The sequence below is a fragment of the Limnobacter sp. UBA3528 genome (genome assembly GCF_002377005.1).
Taxonomy (GTDB): Bacteria; Pseudomonadota; Gammaproteobacteria; order Burkholderiales; family Burkholderiaceae_B; genus Limnobacter.
Window position 1 is genome coordinate 20,946 of record NZ_DFOZ01000030.1, and the last position, 14,521, is coordinate 35,466.

Sequence of the window (14,521 nt, forward strand, 5' to 3'; positions counted from 1 at the left end):
GTGGGTTGACGGTTGATTAACGCCAGTTGGGCCGTTCGATTCTCTGAGAAAGAAGTGTTTCCTGCCAAGCAGGAATGCTGCTGAGCTGAACAGCGGAAGGCGAGGGGAAATCGGGCAGGTTTACTTCACTGAGCACTGAAACCGTGTGCACGTGAAAGTGATGGTGGTGATCGGTTGCGTTGGATTGATCTGGGCTGGATTGATCCAAGTTGTTGTCTTGCTCATGTGCATGTTCGCCATGCGTGTGAGAATGGCTATGCGCCTTGTCAAAATGATCATGAAAGACCACTTCAACCAATGAGTCACTGGAACCATGGCTGTGATAAAGCTGCACCGCAGCCCAGGCGGACTGAAGCGGCAACAACATCATCAACAAAATGAATCCAATTTTTTTTCATGGAATTAGTGTAGCACAGGGTTTGTTCGATGCAATTGGCCTGTCCGTCTGCTACATAAGTTCAACGCCAAACAGTTGCGCGATTTTAACGGTCAGCAGGAAAAATGCAAAAGTGATCAATACGCAAACCCCCAGCGTTGGCCAAAATCCTAGTTTGCCAAGCAGCGAGGGAAAAACAAGGAACATCGGCAGGGTGGGCAGCACATACCAGAAAGTTAGAAAAGCGTGGTTGCTGAGTTTTTCGGCGGGTTCCTTTTCAACATACAACCAAATCAGTGTGAGCACGGTGACTATGGGCAGCGCTGCGATCAATGCACCAAGTTTGTCGCTGCGTTTCACCACTTCGGAAATCAATACGATCAATCCAGCGGTGATCATGTATTTGGTAATAATCCAGGTCATGTAATCTCCATTCGAAAATGATGACAATGCTGTGAAATCGCCAGCCTCGCAATTTTATAGGGACTCTGTGTACTGTGTAAGCAATTAAATATGTAGTATGCTCAACAAAATTTGTTGAGTGTGCTATGAATAATAATTGGCTTGTTTTGATTACGACTTTTCCTGCCGACCAAGCCACACCACGCATGCGGGTGTGGAGGGCATTGAAAACAGCAGGAGCTGCGGTATTGAAAGACGGGGTCTATATCTTGCCGGATCGGCCTGAGTGCGTTGATTTGTTGGTCGAAACCCAAGCAGAGGTTTTTCAGGCCAAAGGGCATGCATGGTTGCTGACCACGCAGGCGCAGGTCAACGACAATTTCGCTGAATTATTTGATCGGACTGCTGAGTATCTAGAATTTCAGCAGGATTTGCTGAAGTTGGAGAGTGAACTTTCAGAGAATTACGTGGTGGTATTCAAGCAAATCAGGAAGTTGCACAAAGTTTTAAACCGACTCGAGTCAATTGATTATTTTCCAGGCAAGTCATTGGCGCAAACCAAAGCCATGTTGCAGGAGGTTGAGCGGCGACTTATTCAAAAAGTCAGCCCCCACGAGCCCAAAGAGCTGAATCAGGCTATTCATGTTTGTAACACTGCTGATTATCAAAAAAAGACTTGGGCCACACGTCAGCATTTGTGGGTTGATCGCATGGCAAGTGCGTGGTTGATTCGACGTTTTATTGACCCTAAAGCGCAGTTTGTTTGGTTGGAAGACCCAGCAGATTGTCCTGCGAATGTCATCGGATTCGATTTTGATGGAGCTGCCTTTACTCACAGCGCTGGTTTGGTCACTTTTGAAGTCCTGATGGAAAGTTTCGGTTTGAATGACGCCGCGTTGTCAAGGATAGCCACCATTGTTCATTACCTGGATGCAGGTGGATTGCAGCCGCCAGAAGCACCTGGAGTCGAGAGCATGCTGGCTGGGCTGCGTGCGCAACTGACCGATGATCACGCTTTACTCAACATTGCATCTTCCCTTTTCGATGCACTTTATCTTACCTTTCAAAATGAGTCTGTTTGACCATGTCTATCAATCATTCAGTGTTGCCCGACACCAAAATTGCGCCTAATCAAGTGACCTTTTGGGAGGCATTTAAGTTCTGGCTCAAACTGGGCTTTATCAGTTTTGGTGGGCCTGCGGGGCAAATTGCAATCATGCATCAGGAGCTTGTGGAGAACAAACGTTGGCTTTCAGAACGCCGATTTTTGCACGCGCTCAACTATTGCATGGTGTTGCCTGGGCCAGAGGCTCAGCAGTTAGCAACTTACATTGGCTGGTTAATGCACCGAACATGGGGAGGAATTGTCGCTGGGGTGTTGTTTGTAATGCCGTCGCTGATATTGCTGATTGCTTTGTCGTGGGTTTACTTGGTGTTTGGTGAAACGCCCTTGGTGGCAGGGCTGTTCTACGGTATCAAACCCGCAGTTACTGCGATTGTTTTTCAAGCAGCGCACAGAATTGGTTCAAGGGTTCTGAAGAATAACCTGCTGTGGGGGGTGGCAATATTTTCGTTTCTCGCCTCGGCGGTGTTTAATATTCCGTTTCCACTAATTGTCGCAGCAGCGGCTCTGTTTGGATATTTTGGCGGGCGTTATTCTCCCGGCAAATTCAGCGTAGGTGGTGGGCATTCGGCCTCCGAAAAGCAGCATGCGCCCGCATTGATTGATGACCACACGCCTACCCCAAAGCATGCGCTTTTTACGTGGTCTCGGTTTGCGACGGTGTCTACCATCGGCTTGCTTTTGTGGGCTTTGCCAATCACCGCATTGTTCCTGATCCTTGGTTGGGACAACACTTTAACTCAAATGTCATGGTTTTTTACCAAGGCGGCATTACTTACATTTGGCGGCGCTTACGCAGTATTGCCGTACGTGTACGACGGTGCAGTTGAACACTATGGCTGGCTGAATGCTACGCAGATGATTGATGGCTTGGCACTTGGAGAGACCACGCCTGGACCTCTTATCATGATTGTTGCTTTTGTGGGTTTTGTGGGGGCTTACCTGAAAGAAGTGTTCGGCCCTGAACAACTTTTTTTGGCAGGTGTGGCTGGCGCGAGCATCGTGACTTGGTTCACTTTCTTGCCTTCATTTGTGTTCATTTTGTTGGGCGGACCTCTGATAGAAACCACTCACAACCAGTTGAAGTTTACGGCACCACTCACAGGTATTACTGCTGCGGTGGTAGGGGTGATCGTAAATCTCGCATTGTTCTTTGGCTATCACGTGCTTTGGCCCTCGGGGTTTGAAGGTCAGTTTCAATGGTCTGCCGCAGTTATTGCATTGTTGGCGTCTGTCGCACTTTTCAAGTACAAGCGTGGCGTGATTGAGGTCATTGTGAGTTGTGGTGTATTGGGTTTGTTGTGGTCACTGTGGGTTGCATGACCAAGCTTAAACGCAACCTTTTACATCCACCCTTGCCTTCAAGCGGGTGACCAGCAAAAAAAGGCCACCCAGTTTGCGGTGTATGAACAGGCAGTCAATGGGCGGGGCGTGCCAGAATTTTCGGTCTTCGCCCAGCTCAAAGCCTTTGTCGCGAATTCGCGCAGCCAGGTCGGTGTTGCCAAAATCGAAACAACCCTCGGTGCAATAGGGCTCGCAGGCCAGTTCCATGAGGTCCAGTACCAGGTCGCGGTGGTAAGGTTTTGTGGTGGAATCGAAGTAACCAATGCGCATGCCCGCTTTTTGCATTAACTCGCGGCTTCCCGCTTGCGCCGCCTTCATGACATCGATGTATCCGTTCACCAATTCTTCATCAAAACTACGGGTGGCGCCAAAATCAAGCAACACCACTCGGCCTGTTTTGGGATTGTAGCGGTAGTTCGCAAAGTTGGGGTCGGTTTGCATCAGGCGCATGCCCAGCAATTCCTTGAACAACAACTGGAACATGGTGGTGGCAATTTTGTCCCGAACTGGTTGGGTGGCGTGGACCATTTGTTCAATTGGCACGCCTTCCACATAGCGCATGGCCAAAATACCGTGTGTGGTCAGGTCGGTATTTACCGTGGGAATTTCGAACCGTTCGTCTTCGCCCAATGCTTCGGTGTACTTCGCGATGTACTCAGCTTCTCGCAGGTAGTCCGCCTCCTCATGCAGTTGCTTTTTGGCTTCTGCCAGCAATGCAGCCAAATCAAAAGTTTTGGGTACCAAGCCTGTGAAGCGCAAAATAGTGGCCACATTGTCAATGTCGCTGTCGATGCTGTCGCGAACACCGGGGTATTGAATTTTGATGGCGAGTTTTTCACCATCCAGTGAAATGGCCTCATGTACTTGCCCAATTGATGCGGCGGCAATTGGGGTCAGGTTGAATTCACGCACGCGTTCATCCCAATTCTCGCCCCACTCTTTCTCAAGCACAGCCAGCAGTTGTTTACGCGGCATGTGTTTGGCGTCTTGGCGCAGCTTGGCCATAATTTCGGCCAGTTGCGGTGGCAACATGTCGCCTGCGTCCATCGACACCAATTGACCCAGTTTCATGGCAGCACCGCGCAGCTGGGCCAGTTGATCGGCCACACGCAGAGCGTTTTTTGGGGTTAGCAACAAGCTGCTTAGTTTGGGTCGTTTGCCCTGTGCCAATTGTTTGGTGCCATTCTTCACGACCGAACCTGCCACTGTGGTGGCCAGCGCGCCGAAACGGCTTAGTCGCGCAAAGCGCCCCGAAGGCACTGCAGATTCGTTGTTGTTCTTGGGAGGTTTCTGGCTGGACGACATGGGAGGCACTGCTTTGAAGCAAAGATGAACTTCATCTTAAAACAAAAGGCGCCTGTGCGGGGAATCACAGGCGCCCTTTGAAAACCGGAAAACTACCCGGTTTTTAACAATTAGCTGGCATCACCTTCGGTGAGGTCTACACCGTTGATCTTGCTCAGCACTTCAGCGCGTGTTGCTGTAGAAGTTGCGGCTTGCGCTGTTTCGCTTGGGTCGCCTGCAACTGGGCTGAATTCGCCGGTTTGCACTGCTTTCTGGTATTCATTCAACACGGCCTGGCGAGAAGCCTGGTTACGCTGGCTTTCAACTGCAACCACGTGGCTGGTACCGTCGCCTTGCTGTGTTGAGGGGTTGGCCATGACCACGGCTGGTACAGATGCTGAAATGGCCAATACGGAAGTAGCGATCAATTGACGTGCGTTCATGGTAAATCTCCTTGTGAGGTACTTCATCAAATTTTGCCGTTGCAGTATTGCGTTGGCATGAGTTGTACTTTACGCAGGGTCGAATTACCAAGCGCCCACAGGCACATTACAAATTTGTAATTTAAAAATATGGGCCCTGCTTCTATACTGCGGGTTGTGTTGACTCGGCTACAGCGGTGCAGTTTCGATGAAAATTCTGGTGATTGAAGACGAAAAAAAACTGGCCAGCTACCTTCAAAAAGGGCTGAGCTCGGAAGGCTTTGTGGTGGATGTTGCCCACAATGGCATTGATGGTTTGCACCTGGCCACCGAGGGCCATTACGAACTCATTATTCTGGATGGCATGCTGCCCGATCTGGATGGCTTGGGCGTGCTGGCTGCCTTGCGCCAAACCATGAACATCCCTGTACTGATGCTGACGGCACGCTCCATGGTTGAAGACCGCGTCAAGGGCTTGCAGGCGGGTGCCGATGATTACCTCACCAAGCCTTTTGCATTCTCCGAGTTGGTGGCCCGTGTGCATGCACTGGCGCGCCGTGCGCAAGGTCAACCGAGCGCCACCGCTGACAGCAGCCACTTAAGCCTGGCAGACCTTGAACTGGATGCTGTAAAACGTCAGGCCAAGCGTGCCGGGCAAGACCTGCGCCTGACCGCGAAAGAGTTCAGCCTGTTGTGGTTGCTGCTGCGCCGCAAAGGCGAGGTGCTTTCCCGCACTGAATTGGCTGAATTGGTGTGGGACATGCACTTTGACAGCGAAACCAATGTGGTGGATGTGGCGGTACGCCGCTTGCGCAGCAAGATGGACGAACCTTTTGACCAGCCTTTGTTGCACACGGTGCGTGGCATGGGCTATGTGCTGGAGCAACGCGCCGTTGAGCAGACCAATGAGCAGACCGCAGGGGACTATTCATCGTGAGACGTTCCATTGCGCGGCGATCCTCCCTGCAAATGTCGATACTCAGCATTCTGGGTGTGGGCATTATCGCCATCATCAGTTACCAGGCCATTTGTATGTGGCAAGACATGCGCCACCAGGACACGCTAAGCCGAGCGGCTTCCAGTGTGGAACAGGTGTTGTCCCGCAACAGCGAACTTCTGCCCACTGAAATGTGGGGTCGGGTGGATGAACTGCTGCTCAGCCTTGGCAACGTACGTGCCAAAGTGCACGGCGAAAACGGGCAGGTGCTGTATGGTCCGCAGGTGTTGCTGAGTCAGGTAAAACACAAGGTTACTTACATGCACCCCTTGAGTGGGCTGGGTGGCAGCATGCCCATGAACGACCTTGAGCTGGCCATGGATGTGTCGGAAGACAAACGGTTTTTGAAGTTCATTGCCCTGTTGTTTACGGCGGTGACGGTGGTTTGGGGTTTCTTCATCATGTTGCTGAGCGGCACCCTGGCGCGGTTTGAATTGAAACCCCTGAACAAGTTTGGTCGGAAAATTGCAGACTTTGACCCCTCCGATGTGAACGCAAGAATCAAGAGTGACCATGAACCCGAAGAGCTTTACCCAGTGGTTGAACAGTTCAACAAGCTGATGGGCAAGGTGGGCCAGTACCAAGAGCAATTGCGGTCGTTTAACTCCAATGTTGCGCATGAGCTGAATACACCGTTGTCCAGCCTCACAGTAAGCCACGAGTTGTTGTTGCGTGAAAAAAACCCGGATCCCGAACATTTGAAAGAGGCCCTGCACAGCCACCTTGAAGAACTGCAGCGCATGAACCGCATTATTCAAAGCATGCTGTTTTTGTCGCATGCCAGCCAGGGGCAGTACAACGATTTTCGCTGGGTTGAAAAGTTGAGTGAACCGGTGATGACCGTGATGGACTACATGGAGGCGATGCTGGAGGAAAAGCATTTGCATTTTGAAATGCATGGCGATGCCTCCGCACGCATTGATTCCGAATTGATCAAGCGGGCTTTGTCCAACCTTGTGTCGAATGCCATTCGCTATGCTGAAGAAAGCAGCACCATTCACATTCACATTGAACCAGCAGACGCGAGTGGTCGGGTTGGCGTGACGGTGAGCAACAAGGGTGTGTGTATTCCCGAGCGCAGCGTGCCGCATTTGTTTGAGCCTTTTTACCGGGTTGATCAATCGAGAAATGAAAGCGGCCACAACCATGGCTTGGGCTTGGCGATCGTGGCGGCCATTGCACGATTGCACGGGGGTGAACCCTTTGCCCAGTGCGATGGGGATTGGGTGCGTATCGGGTTTTCACTAAAGCAGGGAGCCAAACCCGTGCTTGCCGAGGCATGAATGGTCTGTGCTAAACTTAAGTTACTGCAGTCTGGTTCTCTCACCCAATGATGCGTCGAATTGGTGTTCATGTTTTGTTGCTGTGTGCGCTCATGTTTCAAAGCATGGCCCACGCAATGCCATGCTGCGCCGAGACGCAAAGCACGCAGCCCCACGCTCAGCACACCATTGAAGCGATGCAACTGGATGAGGGTTGCTTCGCGGGTTCTCCCTTGTGTTGCGCCGTGCCATCCTTGCCGTTTTCTGCGGCTGTTGTTGCTTCTCAAAACCCCTCACCGGTGTATGTAGCGGTCGAGCAGGTACTTCGAATTTCCTTTCAGCAAACTTCTCCTGAGCGCCCACCCCGGGCTTGATCACGCCTGAATTGTATTGAGGGTTGGGATGGCTTGTTGCCACCCCAACTGCGTGATTGTTTCTCATGGCTTGAACGCCATGCAGGAGAACCCCATGCCGGGTAAACATTTTTTAATGAAAATTGCACTGGCCGTGCTTGCGTTGTTTGTGTTGTTGAATTTTGGCGGCGTACTTGCCGCACAGCAATACACATTGGAGCAAGCCTTGGCCGCGCCAGAAACTTCTGTTTCTGCTGCGCCACTTAGCCTGAACCGGGCCATTGAACTCGCTGAACAGCGTTCCGAGGCGTTGCAAGCCCAAAAGGCCGCAGCACAGGCTGCCCAAAGCGAAGCAGTGGCCGCAGGCGAGTTGCCCGATCCCATGTTGATGCTGGAGGTGAGCAACATTCCAGCCAACGGACCCGATCAATTCAGCCTTGCTGCTGATTTCATGACCATGCGGGGGGTGGGCATTTCGCAAACCTTCACGCGACAAGACAAACGCAAAGCACAGGCCAATGTGTTTTCCAAAAATGCGGAAGTGGCGCAAGCCAGCGAGTTGCTGGCTTTAAGTCGATTGCGAACCGGCACGGCGCAGGCTTATCTGGACAGTGTGTATTTGCAGCAAATGCTTGAACTGCTGCAAAGCCAGCGCACCGAGTTGCAATTGCAAATTGACGCAGCAGACGCCTTGTTTCGGGCTGGCAAGGCCGCGCAAACCGAGGTGTTTGCAGCGCGCACGGAACTGGGTTTACTCGATTTGCGAATACAGGACACGCAGGCCATGTTGGCCAATGCCCGCGCGGATTTGCAGCGTTGGGTGGGTGGCGGTGCCAGTGGTGAATTGCTCGACAACACCAACCTGGCCCAGTCGCGCTTGGGTACAGCTGATTTGAGCGAAAGCCTGAACAGGCACCCGGAAATCATTGCGCTTCAAAAGGCAGAAGATGCAGCCTTGGCCAATGCCGAGGTGAAGCTGCAGGAAAAGTCGGCCGACTGGACCTTGTCGGTGATGTACGCAGGCCGAGGCCCCGAGTTTTCTGAAATGCTGACGCTGGGCGCTTCTCGCCCCTTGTTTGTAGATCAGTCTTCCAGGCAAGACCAGGCTGTTGCCGCAGCCAATTCCATGGCTGCCAAAGCCCGTTCAGAGCGAATTGAGTTGTACCGCGAGTATTTGGCGCAAACACAGCGCTGGCAACAAACCTGGAAAAGCAATGTGAAGCGTGTGGGGGATTTCGACCAAAGCCTGATTCCGCTGACCCAACAACGCACGCAAGCTGCGCTGGACGCCTACCGTGGCAACACCGGCACCCTGAGTGAGGTGTTGGCAGCCCGCCGCATGGAACTGGACATGCGCATGGAAAAACTGCGCATTCAAATGGACACGGCCCGCCTTTGGGCACAACTGGAATACCTGATTCCACAAGAGGACCAACAATGAAAAAGACGCATATTGCAGTTGGCGTGCTCGCATTGGCCGCGCTGGCGGGTGGGGGCTATGGCCTGTGGGCACTGGGCATGAGCCAGGGCATGGACATGATGTCGGCACCCATTGGTGCAGCCACTGAGGGTGCTGCTGACGGAGAAACCAGTGCAGCAGGTGGCCAAGACCCTTCAACCTGGAATATTCCTCAAGGAGAAGCGGCCACACGCAGGCACATGGAAAGTGGAATCAAGGCGGGCGATGTCGACCCGGAAACCGGCTTGACTGTGCAGTATTACCACGACCCCATGGTGCCGGGCCGCAAGTTTGATTCACCGGGCAAAAGCCCCTTCATGGACATGATGCTGGTACCCGCCTACTCGGGCGCTGATTCTGCCGACACCAGCAGTGTGAAGGTGAGCCCCCGAATTCAGCAGAACCTGGGCATACGCACAGCCAAAGTTGCCATGGGCATGTTGGCGCCCGAAGTGACTGCAAGTGGTGCCGTGCAGTGGAATGAACGTGACCGGGTGGTGGTGCAGTCGCGCGCCATGGGGTATGTGGAAAAGTTGAATGTCACCGCCACGCTTGACCCTGTGAAACAGGGCCAAACCTTGTTAACGGTGTATGTGCCCGACTGGATTGCAGCGCAAGAAGAGTTTTTGTCGCTGCGAAAAATGCGAGGTGAAAACCTGCAACCTTTGGTGGACGCCGCACGCCAGCGTATGTTGCAAGTGGGCATGAGCAGCGCGCAAATTCGACAAGTGGAACAAAGTGGACAAGTGCAGCCCCGCGTGGCAATTGCTGCGCCCCGAAGCGGCGTAGTCACCGACCTGATGGTGCGCGAAGGCATGACTGTGCAGCCTGGCAGTACCCTGATGGAAATCAATGGGCTTTCCACCGTGTGGGTGCAGGCCGAAGTGCCCGAAAGCCAGGCAGCCTATGTTCAGCCCGGTGTTTCTGTGCGTGCCACAGCGCAGGCCATGCCGGGACAGGTGTTTGAGGGACAGGTGCAAACGGTGTTGCCACAGGTCAACGCCAATTCGCGCACTGTACTGGCGCGTTTGGTGTTGAGCAACCCGGGCAACAAATTGCTGCCAGGCATGTTTGTGCAAACCCGCTTCATGGACACTCGCCGACCCGAAACAATGATTATCTCGTCTGAGGCCGTGATACAGACTGGTCGCCGTGCAGTGGTGATGCTGGCTGGTGAGGATGGTCGCTTCTCGCCAGTTGAAATCAAGACCGGCATTGAGTTTGACGGGCAAACCGAAGTGCTTGCCGGTTTGCAGGCGGGGCAAGAAGTGGTGCTTTCAGGTCAGTTCCTGATTGATTCCGAGGCCAGCTTGCGTGGGCTGGAAGCACGATTGAATGAGCCTGAGGGTTCTGCCGCTGCGCAAGCTGAACAGGCCGCGAAGAAGCCCACCAAGTACATTACATCAGCAGTGGTTGAAGCCATACATGAGGACTCAGTTACCGTAACGCATGCGCCCATTCCAGGCTTGGGGTGGCCTGAGATGACCATGGACTTCATGCTGCCTGCGCCCGATCAACTGCAGCGTGAGCAACTGAAAGTGGGCGAAAAGATTGAAATGGAATTTCAATTGCAAAACGAAGACATTCCCTTGATGTTGGGCGTAAGTCCCGCAGGAGCACGACCATGATAGCTGCGCTGATTCGCTGGTCGATTGCCAACAGGCTGTTGGTGCTGATTGCCACCGTGATGGTGAGCGCCTGGGGCGTGGTGTCGGTCTACAAAACGCCGCTGGATGCCCTGCCCGATTTATCGGATGTACAAGTAATTGTGCGCACCAGTTACCCGGGGCAGGCGCCACAGATTGTCGAGAATCAGGTGACCTACCCGCTAACTACCACCATGCTCTCTGTGCCTGGGGCGAAGGACGTGCGTGGCTTCTCGTTTTTCGGTGACAGTTTTGTCTACATTATTTTTGAAGATGGCGTGGACTTGTATTGGGCTCGTTCCCGAGTGCTGGAGTATTTGAACCAGGCACAAAGCCAATTGCCTGCGTCGGCAAAAAGTGTGTTGGGGCCCGATGCTACGGGCGTGGGCTGGATTTACCAATACGCGCTACGGGATACCACAGGCAATCTGGATGTGTCACAACTGCGGGCACTGCAAGACTGGTTTCTACGCTATGAATTGAAAACCGTGGAAGACGTGGCTGAAGTGGCTTCTGTGGGTGGTTTTGTGAAGCAGTACCAGGTCGAGATTGATCCGCAGAAATTGGCAGGGTATGGCATCACTTTGAACCAGGTCATTGAGGCGATCAACAACGCCAATCAAGAGGCAGGTGGGTCGGTCATCGAGTTGGGTGAGGCCGAATACATGGTGCGCGCCACGGGCTATCTTGAAAACCTTGAAGACTTTCGTGCAGTGCCTTTGAAAACCAGCGCAACCGGGATTCCCGTGCAACTGGATGAAGTGGCCCGCATTCAAACCGGGCCTGAAATACGCCGGGGCATTGGCGAACTGAATGGCAATGGTGAATCGGTGGGCGGCATCGTGGTGATGCGTTCGGGGAAAAACGCATTGCAAACAATTGACGCGGTGAAAGCGAAGCTGGAAAGCCTGAAACTGGGGCTACCTCAGGGCGTGGAAATTGTTGAGGTGTATGACCGTTCAACGCTGATCAACAATGCCATCGACAACCTCAGCTTTAAATTGCTGGAAGAATTCATTGTGGTGGCGCTGGTGTGTTTTGTGTTTCTGCTGCACTTCCGCTCGGCTTTCGTGGCGATTGTTTCCTTGCCATTGGGTGTGTTGATCTCCTTCATCGTGATGCAGCAGCAAGGGGTGAACGCGAATGTGATGTCCTTGGGTGGCATCGCGATTGCGATTGGTGCCATGGTGGATGCGGCACTGGTCATGATTGAAAACGCACACAAACATCTGGAGCAATGGGCTCACGACAATCCTGGCCAAAACCTTGAGGGGGCGGCACGCTGGCAGGTGATCGGCGACGCTGCTGTTGAAGTCGGCCCTGCGCTGTTTTCTTCTTTGCTGGTGATTACGCTCAGTTTCATTCCGGTGTTCACACTGGAAGCGCAGGAAGGCCGCCTGTTTGCGCCTTTGGCCTACACAAAAACCTATGCCATGGCAGCTTCTGCCGGCTTGGCAGTCACCTTGATACCGGTGCTAATGGGGTATTTGATCCGCGGCAAAATTCCAAGTGAGACAGCCAATCCCATCAATCGAGGTTTGATCGCCGCCTATCGACCTGCACTGGACGCGGTGTTGAAGTTTCCCAAAACTACCGTGGCTGTGGCCATGGTGTTGTTGGGCATTAGTATTTATCCACTTAGCCAGTTGGGCACTGAGTTCATGCCGCCGCTAGACGAGGGCGATTTGCTTTATATGCCTACTGCACTGCCTGGTTTGTCGGTGGGCAAGGCGGCCGAGTTACTGCAACAAACTGACCGCTTGATTAAAACTTTGCCTGAAGTTGAAAGTGTTTATGGCAAGGCGGGGCGTGCAGAAACCGCCACTGATCCGGCTCCGCTTGAAATGTTTGAAACCACCATTCAGTTCAAGCCCAAAGATGAATGGCGAGACGGTATGACGGCAGACATGCTGGTTGATGAACTCGACAAAATTGTTCGGGTACCCGGCTTAACGAATATTTGGGTGCCACCCATTCGCAACCGGATTGACATGCTGGCCACGGGTATTAAAAGCCCAGTGGGCGTGAAAGTCACGGGCCCTGATCTCGCCACCATCAATAAACTGTCAGTGCAGGTTGAAAAGGCGGTCAAAAATATTGAGGGTGTGAGTAGTGCCTTTGCAGAGCGGTTGACCGGTGGGCGTTATATCGATGTCGACATCGACCGCGACAAGGCTGCGCGTTATGGCATGAATATTTCTGACGTTCAGTCGATTATTTCAAGCGCAGTGGGCGGCATGAACATTGGCGAAACTGTGGAGGGTTTGCAGCGTTTTCCAATCAATGTGCGTTATCCGCGTGAATTGCGTGATTCCTTGACCCGTCTGCGTGCTCTACCTGTGTACACCGATTCCGGGCAGCGCATTGTGCTGGCCGATGTGGCCACCATTCAAATCACAGATGGCCCACCCATGTTGCGCAGTGAAAATTCACGATTGGCGGGCTATGTGTACATCGATATTCGGGGGCGCGACCTGCGTTCTGCGGTACTCGACATGCAAAGTGCGGTGGCCGAGCAAGTCAATTTGCCTGCGGGCTATTCCATGTCGTGGTCGGGCCAGTTTGAGTATCTGGAACGCGCGACCGAGAAATTGAAACTGGTGGTGCCGTTTACTGTTCTGATCATTTTCGTGCTGTTGTACATGACCTTTAAACAGGTGGATGAAGCCCTGCTGATCATGGCCACATTGCCTTTTGCACTGATTGGTGGTGCGTGGTTGTTGTGGATGCTTGAGTTCAATTTGTCAGTGGCGGGCGCGGTGGGTTTTATTGCACTGGCTGGTGTAGCGGCAGAATTTGGCGTCATCATGTTGCTGTACCTGAACCAAAGCTGGGCCAACCGGGTGAAGCGCGGAAATATCAACGAAGAAGATTTGCTGGATGCGATTCGCGAAGGCGCTGTGCTTCGGGTACGTCCCAAAGCCATGACAGTTCTTACTATTCTTGCTGGGTTAATACCGATTATGTGGGGTACCGGTACAGGAAGTGAGGTCATGCAACGCATTGCCGCACCCATGGTAGGTGGTATGGTGAGTGCACCATTGTTGTCCATGTTTGTCATTCCAGCGGTGTTTTTGCTGATTCGGCGTGGGCAAACTCGCAAACCTGCGTGAATTGGGTGTGTGCTGTGTAAACCCAGACCGAAGTTTGACGTTGAGAAAGGTGCAGCTTGATTGCCAATATCCCAACCTCACTCACAGAAGGTCAACCAGCCATGTTCAACAAAAGCAGCAGGTCGCGCTCCCTGTCGTTCGATTCACATCGGCGGCAGGGCTCATTTCTGGGCAAAGCCAGTAAATTTCTTTTTGTAGTGTTCAGTTTGATGGTTGCCACCGCACTCACTTTGTTCGGGGTGTCCTCGTGTCAGGAAAAAGCCGCGGCTCAGCAGGTATTGTCGTACGCATCGAAAAACAATTGCGAATTCCGGTTTGAGGGCGTTGGCCATACCCTGATCGAAAACCACTGCGGCAACAATGCCGGGGTGTATTTCATGACACCTCAGGGCTTGCACACTGCGCCCTTAATTGATCCGGAAGTTAGCACCTTGGTGAAGCAGCACGGTTGCGAAGCCCCCAACCAGTGCGTGTTCAATCTGGAAATGAAACCCCGTGTGATCAGTGGTCAGTTTGATTACACGATCAATGGCAAACAGGGTTTTTACAGTTTTGAATGGCCTCGGGATGAACAACCGCGTTTGGTTGAAAGCAGTAGCACGTCCAATAAATCCTGAACTAAATTCTGATTCACAATAATTTAAAAAATCTCCGGAAGGTCCGTTTCATGGGCCTTTCGGCGTAGTTCTACGCCCTTGCTTCGGCTTGTTACAGCCAGCGTCATAAAAACTTCACAGCCT

The 14,521-nt window shown here is 52.7% G+C and carries 13 protein-coding genes; 9 read left to right on the top strand and 4 right to left on the bottom strand.

The annotated features are described in order from the left end of the window. Positions 1-16: 16 nt before the first annotated feature. Together B4N58_RS08265 and B4N58_RS08270 are read right to left on the bottom strand one after the other, a co-directional pair. Positions 17-370, bottom strand: coding sequence for a hypothetical protein (locus B4N58_RS08265; RefSeq protein ID WP_291748029.1), 354 nt, complete (start codon positions 368-370; stop codon positions 17-19). Positions 371-448: 78 nt separating this feature from the next. Next, entirely contained in the window at positions 449-799 is a 351-nt protein-coding gene (locus tag B4N58_RS08270; RefSeq protein WP_291748033.1) for a DUF3147 family protein, read from the bottom strand. Positions 800-984: 185 nt separating this feature from the next. Here B4N58_RS08270 and B4N58_RS08275 point away from each other — a divergent pair, with 185 nt between their 5' ends. After that, positions 985-1,860 (top strand): chromate resistance protein ChrB domain-containing protein, encoded by an 876-nt coding sequence (locus B4N58_RS08275; protein WP_348680645.1) that lies wholly within the window; start codon positions 985-987, stop codon positions 1,858-1,860. A gap of 2 nt (positions 1,861-1,862) precedes the next feature. Further along, a complete protein-coding gene (chrA, locus tag B4N58_RS08280) occupies positions 1,863-3,224 on the top strand; it encodes a chromate efflux transporter (protein ID WP_291748038.1) in 1,362 nt (453 codons plus the stop codon). Positions 3,225-3,230: 6 nt separating this feature from the next. On the opposite strand, the gene B4N58_RS08285 is transcribed toward chrA, so the two are convergent. Both B4N58_RS08285 and B4N58_RS08290 read right to left on the bottom strand, forming a co-directional pair. Next, entirely contained in the window at positions 3,231-4,550 is a 1,320-nt protein-coding gene (locus B4N58_RS08285; RefSeq protein WP_291748041.1) for an ABC1 kinase family protein, read from the bottom strand. A 110-nt stretch (positions 4,551-4,660) separates the two neighbouring features. Then, positions 4,661-4,972 (bottom strand): hypothetical protein, encoded by a 312-nt coding sequence (locus tag B4N58_RS08290; protein WP_008246881.1) that lies wholly within the window; start codon positions 4,970-4,972, stop codon positions 4,661-4,663. A 187-nt stretch (positions 4,973-5,159) separates the two neighbouring features. Here B4N58_RS08290 and B4N58_RS08295 point away from each other — a divergent pair, with 187 nt between their 5' ends. From B4N58_RS08295 to B4N58_RS08325, 7 genes are all read left to right on the top strand, one after another. Next, on the top strand, positions 5,160-5,888 hold the full coding sequence (locus B4N58_RS08295) for a heavy metal response regulator transcription factor (RefSeq protein WP_050771112.1): 729 nt from the start codon (positions 5,160-5,162) through the stop codon (positions 5,886-5,888). Beyond that, entirely contained in the window at positions 5,885-7,231 is a 1,347-nt protein-coding gene (locus tag B4N58_RS08300; protein WP_291748045.1) for an ATP-binding protein, read from the top strand. Before B4N58_RS08295 ends, B4N58_RS08300 begins: the two co-directional genes overlap by 4 nt. A 47-nt stretch (positions 7,232-7,278) precedes the next feature. Beyond that, complete coding sequence (locus B4N58_RS08305) at positions 7,279-7,584, top strand: hypothetical protein (RefSeq protein ID WP_291748048.1); 306 nt, start codon at positions 7,279-7,281, stop codon at positions 7,582-7,584. A gap of 94 nt (positions 7,585-7,678) precedes the next feature. Then, complete coding sequence (locus B4N58_RS08310) at positions 7,679-9,004, top strand: TolC family protein (protein ID WP_198006788.1); 1,326 nt, start codon at positions 7,679-7,681, stop codon at positions 9,002-9,004. Continuing rightward, positions 9,001-10,650, top strand: a complete 1,650-nt coding sequence (locus B4N58_RS08315; RefSeq protein WP_291748052.1) for an efflux RND transporter periplasmic adaptor subunit — start codon at positions 9,001-9,003, stop codon at positions 10,648-10,650. The genes B4N58_RS08310 and B4N58_RS08315 overlap by 4 nt, the downstream gene beginning before the upstream one ends. Beyond that, positions 10,647-13,781 (top strand): efflux RND transporter permease subunit, encoded by a 3,135-nt coding sequence (locus B4N58_RS08320; protein WP_291748055.1) that lies wholly within the window; start codon positions 10,647-10,649, stop codon positions 13,779-13,781. The genes B4N58_RS08315 and B4N58_RS08320 overlap by 4 nt, the downstream gene beginning before the upstream one ends. Before the next feature lie 101 nt (positions 13,782-13,882). Next, the gene (locus B4N58_RS08325) at positions 13,883-14,398 is read left to right on the top strand and encodes a hypothetical protein (RefSeq protein ID WP_291748058.1); all 516 of its coding nucleotides are present in this window, start codon (positions 13,883-13,885) and stop codon (positions 14,396-14,398) included. Positions 14,399-14,521: the final 123 nt, after the last annotated feature.

What these genes read in the sequence shown, in the direction of transcription:
- B4N58_RS08285 (WP_291748041.1), bottom strand. Translation starts at nt 4,550, where the DNA reads ATGTCGTCCAGCCAGAAACCTCCCAAGAACAACAACGAATCTGCAGTG.
- B4N58_RS08315 (WP_291748052.1), top strand. Translation starts at nt 9,001, where the DNA reads ATGAAAAAGACGCATATTGCAGTTGGCGTGCTCGCATTGGCCGCGCTG.
- B4N58_RS08295 (WP_050771112.1), top strand. Translation starts at nt 5,160, where the DNA reads ATGAAAATTCTGGTGATTGAAGACGAAAAAAAACTGGCCAGCTACCTT.
- B4N58_RS08325 (WP_291748058.1), top strand. Translation starts at nt 13,883, where the DNA reads ATGTTCAACAAAAGCAGCAGGTCGCGCTCCCTGTCGTTCGATTCACAT.
- chrA (WP_291748038.1), top strand. Translation starts at nt 1,863, where the DNA reads ATGTCTATCAATCATTCAGTGTTGCCCGACACCAAAATTGCGCCTAAT.
- B4N58_RS08265 (WP_291748029.1), bottom strand. Translation starts at nt 370, where the DNA reads ATGATGTTGTTGCCGCTTCAGTCCGCCTGGGCTGCGGTGCAGCTTTAT.
- B4N58_RS08275 (WP_348680645.1), top strand. Translation starts at nt 985, where the DNA reads ATGCGGGTGTGGAGGGCATTGAAAACAGCAGGAGCTGCGGTATTGAAA.
- B4N58_RS08320 (WP_291748055.1), top strand. Translation starts at nt 10,647, where the DNA reads ATGATAGCTGCGCTGATTCGCTGGTCGATTGCCAACAGGCTGTTGGTG.
- B4N58_RS08305 (WP_291748048.1), top strand. Translation starts at nt 7,279, where the DNA reads ATGATGCGTCGAATTGGTGTTCATGTTTTGTTGCTGTGTGCGCTCATG.
- B4N58_RS08290 (WP_008246881.1), bottom strand. Translation starts at nt 4,972, where the DNA reads ATGAACGCACGTCAATTGATCGCTACTTCCGTATTGGCCATTTCAGCA.
- B4N58_RS08310 (WP_198006788.1), top strand. Translation starts at nt 7,679, where the DNA reads ATGCCGGGTAAACATTTTTTAATGAAAATTGCACTGGCCGTGCTTGCG.
- B4N58_RS08270 (WP_291748033.1), bottom strand. Translation starts at nt 799, where the DNA reads ATGACCTGGATTATTACCAAATACATGATCACCGCTGGATTGATCGTA.